Below are 16,403 nucleotides of genomic sequence, written 5' to 3'. Positions count from 1 at the left end.
GGGGCTCATGGCCGACCCTGCGACCTATCGTCCACGACCGGGGGAGATCCCCACCTCGCCGGGTGTCTACCGGTTCCGCGAGGCCCACGGTCGGGTGATCTACGTCGGCAAGGCGAAGAACCTGCGTCAACGGCTCTCGAGCTACTTCCAGGACGTCGCGAACCTCCACCACCGGACCCAGCAGATGGTGACGACGGCGGCGTCCGTCGAGTGGACCGTCGTCGGGACCGAGGTGGAGGCGCTGTCCCTGGAGTACTCCTGGATCAAGGAGTACGACCCGCGGTTCAACGTCAAGTACCGCGACGACAAGTCCTACCCCTACCTCGCGGTGACGATGGGGGACGAGATCCCCCGTGCGCAGGTGATGCGCGGGGTCAAGCGTCCGGGGACGCGCTACTTCGGTCCGTACGGGCACGCGTGGGCGATCCGCGAGACGCTCGACCTCCTGCTCCGCGTGTTCCCCGTGCGGACCTGCTCGGCCGGGGTGTACCGGCGTGCGGAGCAGTCCGGCCGGCCCTGCCTGCTCGGCTACATCGACAAGTGCGCGGCGCCGTGCGTCGGCAGGGTCAGCCCTGCCGATCACCGTGCCCTGGCGAGCGACCTGTGCGACTTCATGGCGGGCGACACCGGGCGGTTCGTCCGGCGGCTGGAGCAGGAGATGGCGGACGCGGCCGCGCACCAGGAGTACGAGCGCGCCGCCCGGGTGCGTGACGACCTGGCGGCGCTGCGGCGTGTGACGGAGAAGAACGCCGTCGTGCTCTCCGACGCGACCGATGCCGACGTCTTCGCCCTGGCAGGCGACGACCTGGAGGCTGCCGTCCAGGTGTTCCACGTGCGGGGCGGCCGGATCCGGGGCCAGCGCGGCTGGGTGGTCGAGAAGGTCGAGGACGTCACAGACGCCGAGCTCGTCGAGCACCTGCTGCAGCAGGTCTACGGGGCCGTCGCCGACGCCCGCGACCCGGCGGCGACCGACCGTGAGGCCCGTGCCGTCGCGCGGGACGCGGTGCCGCGCGAGGTCCTGGTGCCCGTCCTGCCGACCGACCTGGAGCAGGTCACCGCCTGGCTGACGGGGCTGCGCGGCGCACGGGTCGACGTTCGGGTCCCGCAGCGGGGGGACAAGCGGGAGCTGGCCGCGACCGTCCACGCGAACGCCGAGCAGGCTCTCGCGCTGCACCGCACGCGGCGCGCCGGGGACCTCACGACCCGCAGCCAGGCCCTCGCCGAGCTGCAGGAGGCGCTGGGCCTGGACGAGGCGCCTCTGCGGATCGAGTGCTACGACGTCTCGCACACCCAGGGCTCGTACCAGTCGGCGTCGATGGTCGTCTTCGAGGACGGCCTGCCGCGCAAGAGCGAGTACCGCTCCTTCTCGGTGCGCGGTCCGGACGGGGACGGTGCGGCCGACGACACCGCCGCGATGCACGAGGTGATCACCCGCCGGTTCCGCCGCTACCTGGACGACCGGCACGCGTCCGGAGAGCTGGGGACCACCGGTGAGGTCGGTCCTGACGCGGAGGAGGGGGACAGGCGACGGTTCGCCTATCCGCCGCAGCTCGTCGTCGTCGACGGCGGCCCTCCGCAGGTGGCCGCGGCCGCTCGTGCGCTGGCCGAGCTGGGGGTGACCGACGTCGCACTGTGCGGGCTGGCCAAGCGGCTGGAGGAGGTCTGGGTGCCCGGCGACGACTACCCCGTGATCCTGCAACGGGCGTCCCAGGGCCTGTACCTGCTGCAGCGCGTGCGCGACGAGGCGCACCGCTTCGCCATCGCCCAGCACCGTCGTCGGCGGAGCAAGGGCATGGTGTCCTCCGTCCTGGACGGCGTGCCGGGGCTGGGGCCGGCCCGCCAGCAGGCGTTGCTGGCGCGCTTCGGTTCGGTGAAGCGCCTGCGCGCGGCGAGCGTCGAGGAGGTCGCCGAGGTCAAGGGCGTGGGCGCCCGCACGGCGAGGGCGGTCGTCGACGCGCTGGCCGGCACCGGCGTGTCGGGCACGGCGAGCGCGGACGACGGCGACCGGACTGGCATGCTGGGCCCATGAGCGAACCGTCGCCCATCACCGTTCCCCAGGGCATCGCCGAGATCGAGGCCGCGACCCCGGCGCCACCGCGCTCCGACCCGGAGGTGCTGATCATCACCGGCATGTCCGGGGCGGGGCGTTCCCGCGCCGCCGGCGTGCTGGAGGACCTCGACTGGTTCGTGGTCGACAACCTCCCGCCGCTGATGATCGTGCCGCTCGTCGACCTGATGACCAGAGCGGGATCGTCGGTCGACCAGCTCGCCGTGGTGGTCGACGTCCGCGGTCGTGAGTACTTCCCGGAGCTGGCCGAGGCGCTCGGCCACCTGCGCGCCGGTGGCATCACCTACCGGATCCTGTTCCTGGACGCCTCGGACGAGGTGCTGGTGCGACGCTTCGAGAGCGTGCGGCGCCCGCACCCGCTGCAGGGTGACGGCCGGATCCTGGACGGCATCGCGGCGGAGCGGCGGGTGCTGGCGTCGATCGCCGAGCGGGCCGACGTCGTCGTCGACACCTCGGACCTCTCCGTGCACGACCTCGCCAAGGAGGTCCGGGACGCCGTGGCCGCCGGTGCCGTCGACGCGCTGCGCATCAACGTGCTGGCCTTCGGCTTCAAGTACGGCCTGCCCCTGGACGCGGATCACGTCGTGGACGTGCGCTTCCTCGCCAACCCCTACTGGATCTCGGAGCTGCGTCACCTGACCGGGCAGGACGACGCCGTGCGCCGCTACGTGCTCGAGCGCCCGGGTGCGACCGAGTTCGTCGAACGGTACGTCGCGGCCCTGGAGCCCGTGCTGGCCGGGTACCTCGCCGAGGAGAAGCGCTACGCCACGATCGCCGTGGGCTGCACCGGCGGGAAGCACCGATCGGTCGCGATCGCGGGGGAGATCGCCGACCGGCTGCGGGCCGCCGGGCAGAACGTGACCGTCACGGCCCGCGACCTCGGGAAGGAATAGCGCCCTGAACGCCACGCCATCCCGTGCCGACGCGGCACGGAGCGTTCCGGAGCCCCGCGACCTCGGCCGTCCGGAGGGGCCGACGACCGTGGCGCTCGGCGGAGGACACGGCCTGTCGGCGAGCCTGGGGGCGTTGCGGCTGCTGACCGAACGGCTCACGGCCGTCGTCACGGTGGCCGACGACGGTGGCTCGTCCGGCCGACTGCGCGACGAGCTCGACGTCCTGCCGCCGGGTGACCTGCGCATGGCGCTGGCGGCGCTGTGCGACGACACGGAGTGGGGGCGCACCTGGAGCGATCTGCTGCAGCACCGGTTCGCCACGGGCGGTGAGCTGGACGGGCACGCCATGGGCAACCTCCTCATCGTGTCTCTGTGGGAGCGGCTCGGCGACACCGTGGAGGGCCTGGACTGGGTGGGCCGGCTCCTGGGCGCGCGGGGCCGCGTGCTGCCGATGGCCTCGGTGCCCCTCGTCGTCGAGGCCGACGTCATGGACGGAGGGAAGGCCGGCACGGTGGTCGGACAGAGCAGCGTCGCGCGGTGCGGAGGACGGATCGACCAGCTGCGTCTTCGCCCTGCCGATCCACCGGCGTGCCCCGAGGCCGTGCGGGCCGTGCTCGACGCCGACTGGGTGGTCCTGGGTCCGGGGTCCTGGTACTCCTCGGTGCTCGTGCACCTCCTCGTCCCGGATCTGGCAGCGGCGCTGCACGCCACCTCGGCGCGGCGCTGCGTGACCTTGAACCTGAGCGCGGAACCGGGCGAGACGCACGGTCTGACGGCGGCGGAACATCTCGCCGCGCTGCACCGGCACGCACCCCGTCTCGCGATCGACGTGGTTCTCGCGGACCGGTCGGCCGCCGGTGACCTCGACGAGCTGAGCAGTGCCGCCGAGGCGCTCGGTGCGCGGCTCGTCCTGGCGCCTGTGGCGCGCGGCGACGGCACGCCCCGTCACGACCCGCTGCGCCTCGCCGCCGCCTACCGTGACGTCTTCGAGGGCACACCGGCCGGGTGAGGCCCCACGCCTGCCTCGACGGCGCAGGTCATGGGCGCGTGGCAGGATGACGCCATGGCGCTGACGGTAGAGGTGAAGGACGAGCTGGCACGGCACGTGGTGACTCGGACGTCGTGCCGCAAGGCCGAGGTGTCGGCGATGCTGCGGTTCTCGGGTGGTCTGCACATCATCTCGGGCCGCGTGGTGATCGAGGCCGAGCTCGACACGGAGTCCGCGGCCGGACGGCTGCGGCGGGCGATCTCCGATCTGTACGGGCACGCCAGCGAGCTGATCGTCGTCCGTGCCGGGGGGCTGCGCAAGAACGACCGGTACGTGGTCCGGGTCGTGCGCGACGGCGAGTCGCTGGCTCGCCAGACCGGCCTGCTGGACTCGCGAGGGCGACCGGTGCGGGGGCTGGCACCGGAGGTCGTCTCCGGTGGCGTGGACGCGGCAGAAGCGGCGTGGCGAGGGGCGTTCCTCGCGCACGGCTCGTTGACCGAGCCGGGCAGGTCCATGTCCCTGGAGGTCACCTGCCCCGGACCCGAGGCGGCGCTGGCACTGGTGGGAGCCGCGAGGCGCATCGGAGTCCAGGCGAAGTCGCGTGAGGTCCGCGGCATCGACCGGGTGGTGGTGCGTGACGGTGACGCCATCAGCGAGGCGCTGCGCCGGATGGGCGCAGTCACCACCCGTGCGACGTGGGAGGAGCGGCGGGCGCGGCGTGAGGTGCGCGGCACCGCGAACCGGTTGGCGAACTTCGACGACGCGAACCTCCGTCGCTCGGCGCGGGCGGCGGTCGCGGCCGGCGCCCGGGTTCAGCGCGCCTTCGAGATCCTCGGCGACGAGGTGCCGGAGCACCTGCGCGAGGCCGGGGAGCTGCGTCTGGCCCACAAGCAGGCCTCGTTGGAGGAGCTCGGCCAGCTCGCGTCCCCGCCGTTGTCGAAGGACGCGGTGGCGGGCCGGATCCGCAGGCTGCTCTCGACGGCGGACAAGCGGGCGATGGACCTGGGCATCCCCGACACCGAGGCGGGGCTCTCGCCCGACCTGCTGGACCTCTGAGAGCGCCGCCGACCACTGGTCGGACCACCTGTCTCACGGGCGACCGGAGTCAGCACCCGGCAACGGATGGGTATAGGCTCCGAGGTGTCAGGTGACGACGGTGTGACCCTGGGTTCGATGTCCCGGCCATGCGTCACGGGACCTCCGGGGTGGCTCCGTGTCTACCAGCGCGCCGAGTGCGCGCGAGAGTTGGCATCAACCGTGTGCGCCGGTTCGGATCCGGCGCGCCCTGAGGAGGGCTATCGTGACCATCCGCGTCGGCATCAACGGCTTCGGCCGCATCGGACGTAACTTCTACCGGGCTCTTGTCGAGTCGGGTGCGGACATCGAGGTCGTGGGCGTGAACGACCTGACCGACAACAAGACGCTCGCGCACCTGCTGAAGTACGACACCACCCTGGGTCGTTTCGGCAAGACCGTCGAGTTCGACGAGGACAACATCATCGTCGACGGCACCAAGATCCGTGCGCTCGCCGAGCGCGACCCGGCGAACCTGCCCTGGGGCGAGCTCGGTGCGGACATCGTCATCGAGTCCACCGGCTTCTTCACCGACGCCACGAAGGCGAAGGCGCACATCGACGCAGGCGCCAAGAAGGTCATCATCTCCGCTCCGGCGAAGAACGAGGACGCGACCTTCGTCATGGGTGTGAACAGCGACCAGTACGACTCGGCCGCGCACCACATCATCTCGAACGCCTCGTGCACCACGAACTGCCTCGCGCCGCTGGCCAAGGCGCTCAACGACTCGATCGGCATCGAGCGTGGCCTCATGACCACGATCCACGCCTACACGGGTGACCAGAACCTGCAGGACGGCCCGCACGGCGACCTGCGCCGTGCCCGCGCCGCCGCGCAGAACATCGTCCCGACGACGACCGGTGCCGCCAAGGCCGTTGCCCTGGTCCTGCCCGAGCTCAAGGGCAAGCTCGACGGCTACGCCCTGCGCGTGCCGGTGATCACCGGTTCGGCCACCGACCTGACGTTCGAGGCCTCCAAGGAGGTCACGGTCGAGGAGGTCAACGCCGCGGTCAAGGCTGCCGCCGAGGGGCCGCTGAAGGGTGTGCTGTCGTACGTCGAGGACGAGATCGTCTCCTCGGACATCGTGACCGACCCGCACCAGAGCATCTTCGACGCGAAGCTCACCAAGGTGATCGGCAACCAGGTCAAGGTCGTCTCCTGGTACGACAACGAGTGGGGCTACTCCAACTCCCTCGTGTCGCTCACGGAGCTCGTCGGCGCGAAGCTCTGACGAGCTGCCCGACCCGAGAGTGACCACGACGTCCGCGGGTGCGCGGGCCGCCCGTCCGTGCGACGAGCCGACCGCCGCACCCGCGGACGTCGTCGTGTCACCGGCACCTGCCACCCACCGACCTTTCTGCACGAGGTGAGCTCATGAAGACGATCGACACACTCGGAGACCTGCGCGGCAAGCGCGTGCTCGTCCGCTCCGACTTCAACGTGCCGCTGGACGGCACCACCATCACCGACGACGGCCGCATCCGTGCCGCCCTGCCCACCCTGCAGCGGCTGTCCGACGCCGGCGCGCGTGTCGTGGTGATGGCCCACCTGGGCCGGCCGAAGGGCTCACCGGACGCGAAGTACTCGCTCGCACCCGTCGCAGCACGTCTCGGCGAGCTGCTCGGGCAGGACGTACGGCTCGCGTCGGACCTCGTGGGGCCCTCCGCCCGCGCCGCCGTCGAGGGCCTGGCCGACGGCCAGGTGGCCCTGCTGGAGAACGTCCGCTTCGATGCCCGGGAGACCTCCAAGGTCGACGCCGAGCGCGCCGAGCTGGCGGCCGAGCTGGCCCGGCTGGCAGACGCGTTCGTGTCCGACGGCTTCGGTGTCGTGCACCGCAAGCAGGCGTCGGTCTACGACGTCGCGCAGATCCTGCCGGCCGGTGCGGGCGACCTCGTGCTCAAGGAGGTCGAGTCGCTCTCGCGGGCGACGACCGATCCGCAGCGCCCCTACGCGGTCGTGCTCGGCGGTTCCAAGGTGTCGGACAAGCTGGGCGTCATCGCCAACCTGCTGACCAAGGCCGACCGGCTGCTCATCGGTGGCGGGATGGTCTTCACGTTCCTGGCCGCCAAGGGCCACTCGGTCGGGGCCTCGCTGCTGGAGGCCGACCAGGTCGACACGGTGAAGGGCTACCTGGCGCAGGCCGAGGCCAACGGGGTCGAGATCGTGCTGCCGACCGACATCGTCGCGGCGGACTCGTTCGCGGCCGACGCGCCGCACACGACGGTCGCGGCCGACGCGATCCCTGACGGCAAGATGGGCCTGGACATCGGCCCCGACTCCGCGCGGCTCTTCGCCGCCAAGCTGGCCGACGCGCGCACCATCGCCTGGAACGGCCCGATGGGTGTGTTCGAGTTCGACGCCTTCGCCGGCGGCACCTGCGCCGTCGCCCAGGGCATCATCGAGGCGACCTCGGCCGGTGCGTTCTCCATCGTCGGGGGCGGCGACTCCGCCGCCGCCGTCCGCATCCTCGGGTTCGACGAGGAGGGCTTCAGCCACATCTCGACCGGTGGGGGAGCGAGCCTGGAGCTGCTCGAGGGCAAGGAGCTGCCAGGGCTGACCGTCCTGGCAGACTGACCTTCGCCTGCTCACGCGACCAACCATCCACGACACGAAGGACGAAGAAGTGGCTACGAAGCGCACGCCCCTCATGGCGGGCAACTGGAAGATGAACCTGGACCACGCCGAGGCGATCGCCGCGGTGCAGAAGCTGGCGTGGACCCTCAAGGACGCCGGGCACGACTACTCCGCGGTCGAGGTCGCGATCCTCGCCCCGTTCACCGACCTGCGGTCGGTCCAGACCCTGGTCGACGCGGACAAGCTCGAGGTCCGCTACGGCGCGCAGGACGTCTCGCAGCACGAGTCCGGTGCCTACACCGGTGAGGTCTCGGGCGCCATGATCGCCCGCCTGGGCTGCAGCTACGTCGCGGTCGGGCACTCCGAGCGCCGGGAGTACCACGCCGAGAGCGACGCCGTCGTCAACGCCAAGGTGAAGGCGGCGTTCTCGAAGGACGTGACGCCGATCCTGTGCGTGGGCGAAGGTCTCGACGTCCGCAAGGCGGGGGACCAGGTCTCCTACACGCTGGCTCAGCTCGACGGTGCGCTCGAGGGCGTCCCCGCCGAGCAGGCGAAGAGCATCGTCGTGGCCTACGAGCCGGTGTGGGCGATCGGGACGGGCGAGGTCGCCACGCCGGAGGACGCCCAGGAGGTCTGCGGGGCGGTGCGTGCTCGGCTCGCGGAGCTGTACGACGCCGAGCTGGCCGCCGGGGTGCGGGTCCTGTACGGCGGCTCGGTCAAGTCGGGCAACGTCGCCGAGATCATGGCGCAGCCCGACGTCGACGGCGCGCTGGTGGGCGGCGCCAGCCTCGACCCGGTGGAGTTCGCGAAGATCGTGCGGTACCAGTCGCACGTGGCCTGACGAGCCGGGACGAGGCGCGCCCGCGTGCCCGTCCGTCCAGGACGCCTCTTGTGGCGGTCAGCCCTTGGTCATGCCAGGGGTTCGCCACAAGAGGCGTTCGTCACCTACTCTTGAGCCCGCCGGGCAATCCCGGCGCCGTCAGCCCGCCGTGAGGCGGCCGAGAACCGAGGACACTCATGTTCGCCGCGTTGACCATCTTCCTGAACGTCGTGCTGGTGCTCACCAGCGCGTTCCTGATCCTGCTCATCCTGATGCACAAGGGCAAGGGCGGGGGCATGTCCGACATGTTCGGGGGCGGTATGTCCAGTGCGGCGGGCAGCTCTGGCGTGGCAGAGCGCAACCTCAACCGCATCACCGTGGGTATCGCCCTGGTGTGGGTCGTGGTCGTCGTCCTCCTCGGGCTCGCCACGAAGGTGAGCTGACGTTCCAACGAGCCGCACCGGGGGGCGCGGCGTCGGACGGCACGGGGGCGCGCCGTCGGGCACGAGGATCGTCCGTGGGCAACGCCCACTGAGTCGAAGGTGAGGACGACACGTGGCATCTGCTGGACACGCTATCCGTGGCTCGCGGGTCGGGGCCGGACCGATGGGAGAGCAGGAACGCGGCGAGGTCGCACCGCGGACCGTGGTCTCGTACTGGTGTCTCAACGGTCACGAGACGAGACCGAGCTTCGCCGTGGTGGAGGCGTTCGAGCCCCCTGAGCACTGGGACTGCCCGCGGTGCGGTTTTCCCGCGGGTCGGGACCGCGCGAACCCTCCGGCACCGCTGCGGAACGAGCCCTACAAGACTCATCTCGCGTACGTCAAGGAACGTCGGTCCGAGGCCGACGGCGCGGCCCTGCTGGACGAGGCGCTCGCCATGCTGCGCGACCGTCGTTCCGGAGGTGTGGCCGCCTCGCGCTGAGAACGACGTCGTCAGGGGGGCGATCCTGCCGCAGGATCGCCCCCCTCACGACGTTCGGCGTCGGCGGTGGCTGCTTGGCCGCGGGACGCGCTCAGCCACGCCCGGAGGCCGCAGCGGCATCCAGCAGCCACAGGGTCCGGTCGTGTCCGACAGCACGCACCGCGGGGACCTCGGTGACAGGTCCGTCCGACAGTGCGGCGGCGGCCTTCGCCGCCTTCTCCGCACCGGCCGCGACGACCCACACCTCCCGCGCGCTGCCGATGGCCGCGAACGTCAGGGACACCCGCTCCGCCGGCGGCTTGGGCGAGCCGTGCACGCCCACCACCGCGCCGACCGCGGCGAGCGCCGCGTGGTCCGGGAAGAGTGACGCGACATGTCCGTCGGGCCCCATACCGAGCAGCAGCACGTCGAACGACGGTACCTGACCGCCGGGCGACGCGAAGGCCGACAGCTCGGCGGCGTAGGCGGCCGCGGCCTCCTCCGGCGTCGCCGCCTCCCCGGGACCTTCCCCGGAGGGCGCCACCGCGTGGACGTTCGCCGTGGGGAGCCCCGAGGACCGCACGAGGTCGTCGACGAGCGCCGCGCGTGCCTGCGTCTCGTTGCGCTCCGGGTCGCCGGAGGGCAGGAACCTCTCGTCGCCCCACCACAGGTGGACGCCGGACCAGTCGACGGCGTCGCGCAACGGGCTCGCGGCCACGGCTGCGAGCGTCTTGATCCCGACGGTTCCGCCCGTGAGCACCAGGTGTACCGGGCTGCGGAGCGACTGGACGTCCAGGACGCGCGTCAGGAGCCGCGCGGCGGCCGCCTCGGCGAGGACGGTGGCGTCCGGGTGGACGACGACCAGGCGGGTGCTCACGAGGCATCCTCGACGGTCGCGATCCGGCCCAGGCCCTTGCCCAGCACCTGTCCGTAGATCTCGTCGGGGTCGAGCCGCCGCAGCTCTTCGATGAGCGCTTCCGACAGCGACCGGATCGGTAGCGACATGCGACGTTCGGGCTTGCCGGGCTGGTTGATCGTCACGACGCGGCCGTCCGGCCGGTCCAGGACGATGGGCCCGCTCTTGCGTTCGAGGGTGACACGGGTGATGGCGTCCGAGCCGGGCGTACGGACCACCGTCGCCGCACACTTCAGCTTCAGGCCCAGCCAGGCGGCGAGCAGGTCGAGCGAGGTGTGCTCCGCCTGTCCCTCGACACGGACGGAGGTCACCGGCTCGTAGGGTGGCTGGTCGATCGCAGCGGCGATCAGCCCGCGCCACAGGGTGACCCGAGCCCAGGCGAGGTCGGTGTCGCCCTCGGTGAACGACCTGGCGAGGCTTCCCAGCTTGGCGACGGGGTCGTCCGCGGTCGTCGTGTCGGTGATGCGGCGCTGCGCCATGGCGCCCAGGGGGTCGGCCGTCGGGTCGTCGGGGCCACCGGTGGGCCACCACACCACGATCGGCGCGTCGGACAGCAGCAACGGCATCACCAGGGTGTCGGGGTGGTCACCCAGGGGCTCGGCGCACCGCAGGACGATGACCTCCGAGGCGCCGGCGTCACCGCCGACGCGGATCTGGGCGTCCAGCCGTCCGGTCGCGGCGTGCGTGGCCAGCGGCGCGACGACCACGACCCGGCAGGGATGTTCGTGGCTGGCCTCGTTCGCGGCCGACACCGCCGCCTCGATGTCGACCTCGGCGGCGACCACGACGAGCGTCAGCACGCGGCCGAGGGCCACGGCACCACCCTCGTCGCGCAGTTGGTCGAGACGCTTGCTGACCGCGTTCGTCGTGGTGTCCGGCATGTCGATGATCATGGGAGTGCTCCTTGGTCGTGCCGGCGGATCAGGGACGGCGCCAGGTGCGTCCGTCGCGAGCCATCATGGCGTCGGCCGACGGGGGACCCCACGACCCGGCGGGGTAGGTCTCCGGACGGCCCCGTTGGGCCCAGTGCGCGATGACGGGGTCGAGGATCTTCCAGGACAGCTCGACCTCTTCGCGGGTGGGGAACAGCGGCGGGTCGCCGAGCAGCACGTCGAGGATGAGCCGCTCGTAGGCCTCGGGGGAGGACTCCGTGAAGGAGTGCCCGTACCCGAAGTCCATCGTCACGTCGCGGACCTCCATGGCCGTGCCGGGGACCTTGGCCCCGAACCGCAACGTGACGCCCTCGTCCGGCTGGACGCGGATCACCAGGGCGTTGCTGCCCAGGTCGGAGGTCAGCGAGCTCTCGAACGGGAGGTGCGGCGCCGTCTTGAAGACGACCGCGACTTCGGTCACCCGACGTCCGAGACGCTTGCCGCTGCGCAGGTAGAACGGGACGCCGGCCCACCGCCGGTTGTCGATGTCGAGACGCACGGCAGCGTAGGTCTCGGTGGTGGACTCCGGGTTGAAGCCCTCCTCCTCGAGGAAACCGACGACCTTCTCGCCGCCCTGCCACGCGGAGGCGTACTGTCCCCGGGCGGTGTGCCGGGAGAGGTCCCGGGGCAGCCGGACCGAGGACAACGCCTTGATCTTCTCGGCGCGCAGCGCGTCCGCGTCGAAGTTGACGGGCTCCTCCATCGCCACGAGCGCCAGCAGCTGCAGCAGGTGGTTCTGGATCACGTCCCGTGCCGCGCCGACCCCGTCGTAGTACCCCGCACGCCCACCGATGCCGATGTCCTCGGCCATCGTGATCTGGACGTGGTCGACGTAGTTGCTGTTCCACAGCGGCTCGAACATCTGGTTGGCGAAGCGCAGCGCCAGGATGTTCTGCACCGTCTCCTTGCCGAGGTAGTGGTCGATGCGGAACACCGACTCGGGCTCGAAGACCTTCGACACCACGGCGTCGAGCTCCTGGGCGGAGGCCAGGTCGTGCCCGAAGGGCTTCTCGATGACCACCCGGCGCCAGGCGTCCTCGGCGGACTCGGACAGGCCCGAGCGGGCGAGCTGCTCGCACACCAGGGGGAAGGCGCTCGGCGGCACCGACAGGTAGAAGGCGTGGTTGCCTCCGGTACCACGCTCGGCGTCCAGGTCCTCGACGGTCCTGCGCAGGCGCTCGAAGGCCTCGGGGTCGTCGAACGAACCCTGCACGAAACGGATGCCCTCGCTGAGCTGCTGCCAGGTCGCCTCGCGGAACGGGGTGCGCGCGTGCTCCTTGACCGCGTCGTGGACGATCTGCGCGAAGTCCTCGTCCTCCCAGTCGCGGCGGGCGAACCCGGTGAGGGCGAAGCCCGGCGGCAGCAGGCCACGGTTGGCGAGGTCGTAGACGGCCGGCATCAGCTTTTTGCGGGAAAGGTCGCCGGTGACACCGAAGATGACCAGTCCGGACGGACCGGCGATCCGGGGCAGGCGGAGGTCGAGCGGGTCGCGCAGCGGGTTCTGCTCAGCAGTGATCTTGGCCGGTCTCACGGTGCCCCGTCTCTGTCGTGGTGCGGTCGTCGGTGAAGCGTTCTGGCGTCGCGCGCTCAGGCGCCGGTGGCGTCGAGGCCGGTCTGGGTGGTGGCGAGCAGCTCGTCCCAGCTCTTCTCGAACTTGGACACGCCCTCGTCCTCGAGGCGCGCGGTCACCTCGTCCATCGAGATGCCGTGCGCCTCGACGGCGTGCAGCGTCGCGGTCGCCTCCTCGGCGGTGCCGGAGACCGTGTCGCCGGTGATCTCGCCGTGGTCCGCGACGGCGTCGAGCGTGGCCTGGGGCATGGTGTTGACCACGCCCGGCGCGACCAGCTCGGTGACGTACAGGGTGTCGGGGTAGGCGGGGTCCTTGACGCCCGTCGAGGCCCAGAGGGGACGCTGGGGGTGCGCCCCGGCGGACGCCAACGAGTGCCACCGCTCGGAGGAGAACACGTCCTCGTAGGCGGCGTACGCGAGCCGGGCGTTGGCGATCGCTGCCCGGCCCCGCAGGGCCAGGGCGGTGTCGGTGCCGACGTCGTTCAGCGCCGAGTCCACGGCAGCGTCGACCCGTGAGACGAAGAAGGAGGCCACCGACCCGATGGGGGCCAGGTCGTGCCCGTTGGCCCGTGCACGCTCCAGACCGGTCAGGAAGGCGTCCATCACGGCGCGGTAGCGGTCGATGGAGAAGATCAGGGTGACGTTGACGCTGATCCCGGCGGCGATGGTCTCCGTGATGGCGGGGAGGCCCTCGACCGTGGCCGGGATCTTGATCATGATGTTGGGACGGTCGACCGTGTGCCACAGCCGCCGCGCTGTCGCGACGGTGGCAGCGGTGTCCCGAGCGAGGCGCGGGTCGACCTCGATGGACACGCGGCCGTCGACGCCGTCGGTGGCGTCGTAGACGCCGCGCAGCACGTCGGCGGCCGCACGGACGTCGTCCGTGGTGATGGTCTCGACCGCGGCCTCGACGTCGGTCCCCGCCAGCTCGGTGAGCGCGCCGTCGTAGGCGTTGCCCGCCGCGAGCGCGCCGGCGAAGATCGTCGGGTTGGTGGTGACGCCGACGACGTCGTGGGACTCGATCAGGTCCGCGAGGTTTCCGGTGTCGAGCCGTTCGCGCGACAGGTCGTCCAGCCAGATGGACACGCCTGCCTCGGAGAGGTGCCGGGTGGGTCGGTTCGTCTCGGTCATGTCAGGTCTCCTGCCTCGCCGGCGGTGGCCGCACCACCGCGTCCGTCACATGGTGGACGACGACGGCGGCCGACGCTCGCCGGCCGCCGTCGTCGGTGCTACTCGCCGCGAACCGCCGCGAGGGACTCGCGGGCGGCGGTGGCCACGGCCTCGGCCGTGATGCCGAACTCGCGGTACAGCGTCTGGTGGTCGGCCGAGGCGCCGTAGTGCTCCAGCGACACGCTCCGGCCGGCGTCGCCGACGATGTCGCGCCAGCCCTGGGCCACGCCCGCCTCGACCGAGACCCGGGCCCTGACCGACGACGGCAGCACCGACTCGCGGTACTCGGCGTCCTGGCGGTCGAACCACTCCCGGCTCGGCAGGGACACCACACGCGCAGCCACGCCGTCGGCGGCGAGGAGCTCGCGCGCCTCCACCGCGAGCTGGACCTCGGAGCCGGTGCCGACCAGGATGACGTCCGGCGTGCCCTCGGTGTCCAGGAGCGTGTAGCCGCCACGAAGGGTGCCCTCGGCGCCCGCGAAGCCCTCCGTGCCGCGCGGGAACGTGGGCACCCCCTGGCGGGTCAGCACGAGACCGGCCGGGTGGTGGCGCTCCTCGAGGATGCCGCGCCAGGCCCAGGCGGTCTCGTTGGCGTCCGCGGGACGGACGATGTCCAGACCCGGGATGGCACGCAGCGCGGCCAGGTGCTCGACGGGCTGGTGCGTCGGACCGTCCTCGCCGAGCCCGATCGAGTCGTGCGTCCACACGAAGGTGGACGGGATCCCCATCAGCGCGGCGAGTCGCACGGACGCCCGCATGTAGTCGGAGAACTGCAGGAACGTGCCGCCGTACGGCCGGGTGAGGCCGTGCAGCACGATGCCGTTGAGGATCGATCCCATCGCGTGCTCGCGGATGCCGAAGTGCAGCGTGCGCCCGTACGGGTTGCCGGGGAACTTCTTGGTGGCGTGCTCCACCGGGACGAACGAGGCCGCGCCGTCCATCGTCGTGTTGTTGGATCCGGCCAGGTCGGCCGAGCCGCCCCAGAGCTCGGGAAGGGTGTCGGCGAGCGCCGAGAGAACCTTGCCCGAGGCCGCGCGGGTCGCGATGCCCTTCTCGGACGCCTCGAAGGTCGGCAGGGAGTCGACCCATCCCTCGGGCAGCTCGCCCGCGGTGAGTCGCTCCAGCAGCGCAGCCTTCTCGGGGCTCGCGGTCTTCCACGCCGCGAAGGCGGTGTCCCAGGCGGTGCGCTGCTCGGCCTGGCGCTCGGCGACGGCGCGGGTGTGCGTGAGCACCTCGTCGTCGATGTCGAAGGACTTCTCGGGATCGAGCCCGAGGACCGTCTTCATGCCCGCGATCTCGTCGGCGCCCATGGCCGAGCCGTGGATCCCGCCGGTGTTCTGCTTGGTGGGGGCGGGCCAGCCGATGATGGTGCGCAGCGCGATGATGGACGGCTTGCCGGTCTCGGCCTTGGCGGCGGCGAGCGCTGCGCCGAGCGCGTCGGTGTCCTCGGTGTAGCCGGTGCCGCCCTGGGTGAAGTCGACCCGCTGGGTGTGCCAGCCGTACGCCTCGTAGCGGGCCAGCACGTCCTCGGTGAACGCGATCTCGGTGTCGTCCTCGATGGAGATCTTGTTGTCGTCCCAGATCACGACGAGGTTGCCGAGCTGCTGGGTGCCGGCCAAGGAGGAGGCCTCGGAGGTGACGCCCTCCTGCAGGTCGCCGTCGGAGGCGATGACGTACACGTGGTGGTCGAACGGCGAGGTGCCGGGTGCGGCGTCGGGGTCCAGCAGGCCCCGCTCGCGACGCGACGCGTAGGCCATGCCGACGGCGGAGGCGAGCCCCTGGCCCAGCGGACCGGTGGTGATCTCGACGCCGGGGGTGTGGCCGTACTCCGGGTGGCCCGGCGTCTGGGAGTCCCAGGTGCGCAGCGCGGCGATGTCGTCCATCTCCATGCCGTACCCGGCCAGGAAGAGCTGGAGGTACAGCGTCAGGGACGAGTGCCCGGCCGACAGCACGAACCGGTCGCGGCCCACCCATGCCGGGTCGCTCGGGTCGTGCCGCATCGCCTTCTGGAAGAGCAGGTACGCGGCCGGCGCGAGCGAGATCGCCGTCCCGGGGTGGCCGGAGCCGCACTTCTCGACGGCGTCGGCGGCGAGCGCCTTGATGGACTTGACCGCGCGCGCGTCGAGTTCGTTCCACTCGAGCGGCGACAGTGCGGGGTCGAACGCGTTCACGTATGCCTCTTTCCTGCCCGAGGCGGTGCCCCGGGTGCTCTGCTGCGGTGGCCGGGCGCGGCAGGCCTCGCCGTGGCGGCGAGGACGGTCGCCGGACGCAGCGGACGAACCGGTGCGCACGACGGCACCAGTGCCCTGCGGTGTGCGTCTCCACACTAGCGGTGACGGCGGGCGGACGCGTCAACGCCTCGGAACCGTCCCACCATGTGGTCGCGGCCGGCGGTCCGGGCCGCTGATGTTTCTCACACCGCACTCCCGCCGTGCTGGTGCGAGACGTCGCGCACCCCGGCGTACGATGGACCCGCCCTGCCCGACCCCCTCGCGA

General features: G+C 71.7%; 14 protein-coding genes. 9 read left to right on the top strand and 5 right to left on the bottom strand.

Annotation, left to right across the window (positions count from 1 at the left end):
• Positions 1-7: 7 nt before the first annotated feature.
• The 9 genes from uvrC (at position 8) to HDG69_RS13615 (ending at position 9,341) form a co-directional block, all read left to right on the top strand.
• A complete protein-coding gene (uvrC, locus tag HDG69_RS13655) occupies positions 8-2,029 on the top strand; it encodes an excinuclease ABC subunit UvrC (RefSeq protein WP_171784364.1) in 2,022 nt (673 codons plus the stop codon).
• A complete protein-coding gene (rapZ, locus tag HDG69_RS13650; RefSeq protein WP_171784363.1) occupies positions 2,026-2,961 on the top strand; it encodes an RNase adapter RapZ in 936 nt (311 codons plus the stop codon). Before uvrC ends, rapZ begins: the two co-directional genes overlap by 4 nt.
• Positions 2,962-3,085: 124 nt before the next feature.
• Positions 3,086-3,970: a gluconeogenesis factor YvcK family protein gene (locus HDG69_RS13645; RefSeq protein WP_425484040.1), complete on the top strand. Its 885-nt coding sequence runs from the start codon at positions 3,086-3,088 to the stop codon at positions 3,968-3,970.
• A 54-nt stretch (positions 3,971-4,024) separates the two neighbouring features.
• Positions 4,025-5,005: a DNA-binding protein WhiA gene (whiA, locus tag HDG69_RS13640; protein WP_171784362.1), complete on the top strand. Its 981-nt coding sequence runs from the start codon at positions 4,025-4,027 to the stop codon at positions 5,003-5,005.
• A gap of 244 nt (positions 5,006-5,249) precedes the next feature.
• Positions 5,250-6,254: a type I glyceraldehyde-3-phosphate dehydrogenase gene (gap, locus tag HDG69_RS13635; RefSeq protein WP_171784361.1), complete on the top strand. Its 1,005-nt coding sequence runs from the start codon at positions 5,250-5,252 to the stop codon at positions 6,252-6,254.
• A gap of 143 nt (positions 6,255-6,397) precedes the next feature.
• On the top strand, positions 6,398-7,597 hold the full coding sequence (locus tag HDG69_RS13630; protein WP_171784360.1) for a phosphoglycerate kinase: 1,200 nt from the start codon (positions 6,398-6,400) through the stop codon (positions 7,595-7,597).
• 73 nt (positions 7,598-7,670) lie between these two features.
• Positions 7,671-8,438: a triose-phosphate isomerase gene (gene tpiA, locus HDG69_RS13625; protein ID WP_216645708.1), complete on the top strand. Its 768-nt coding sequence runs from the start codon at positions 7,671-7,673 to the stop codon at positions 8,436-8,438.
• Between the two features lie 176 nt (positions 8,439-8,614).
• Complete coding sequence (secG, locus tag HDG69_RS13620; protein ID WP_171784358.1) at positions 8,615-8,860, top strand: preprotein translocase subunit SecG; 246 nt, start codon at positions 8,615-8,617, stop codon at positions 8,858-8,860.
• Positions 8,861-8,972: 112 nt separating this feature from the next.
• Positions 8,973-9,341 carry an RNA polymerase-binding protein RbpA gene (locus tag HDG69_RS13615; protein WP_171784357.1) on the top strand — a complete coding sequence of 123 codons (369 nt, stop codon included), beginning with the start codon at positions 8,973-8,975 and terminating at the stop codon, positions 9,339-9,341.
• A gap of 91 nt (positions 9,342-9,432) precedes the next feature.
• Here HDG69_RS13615 and pgl read toward each other — a convergent pair whose 3' ends face one another.
• From pgl to tkt, 5 genes are all read right to left on the bottom strand, one after another.
• Complete coding sequence (gene pgl / locus HDG69_RS13610) at positions 9,433-10,197, bottom strand: 6-phosphogluconolactonase (RefSeq protein ID WP_171784356.1); 765 nt, start codon at positions 10,195-10,197, stop codon at positions 9,433-9,435.
• The gene (locus HDG69_RS13605) at positions 10,194-11,129 is read right to left on the bottom strand and encodes a glucose-6-phosphate dehydrogenase assembly protein OpcA (RefSeq protein WP_171784355.1); all 936 of its coding nucleotides are present in this window, start codon (positions 11,127-11,129) and stop codon (positions 10,194-10,196) included. The genes pgl and HDG69_RS13605 overlap by 4 nt, the downstream gene beginning before the upstream one ends.
• A 28-nt stretch (positions 11,130-11,157) precedes the next feature.
• Positions 11,158-12,699, bottom strand: a complete 1,542-nt coding sequence (gene zwf / locus HDG69_RS13600; protein ID WP_171784354.1) for a glucose-6-phosphate dehydrogenase — start codon at positions 12,697-12,699, stop codon at positions 11,158-11,160.
• A 56-nt stretch (positions 12,700-12,755) separates the two neighbouring features.
• The gene (gene tal / locus HDG69_RS13595) at positions 12,756-13,868 is read right to left on the bottom strand and encodes a transaldolase (RefSeq protein WP_171784353.1); all 1,113 of its coding nucleotides are present in this window, start codon (positions 13,866-13,868) and stop codon (positions 12,756-12,758) included.
• Positions 13,869-13,966: 98 nt separating this feature from the next.
• Positions 13,967-16,078 carry a transketolase gene (tkt, locus tag HDG69_RS13590; protein WP_171784352.1) on the bottom strand — a complete coding sequence of 704 codons (2,112 nt, stop codon included), beginning with the start codon at positions 16,076-16,078 and terminating at the stop codon, positions 13,967-13,969.
• Between the last annotated feature and the right edge of the window lie 325 nt (positions 16,079-16,403).

Origin of the sequence: Isoptericola halotolerans (assembly GCF_013149785.1) — a bacterium.
Taxonomy (GTDB): Bacteria; Actinomycetota; Actinomycetes; order Actinomycetales; family Cellulomonadaceae; genus Isoptericola; species Isoptericola halotolerans.
This window is presented reverse-complemented; position numbering and strand designations above follow the sequence as displayed.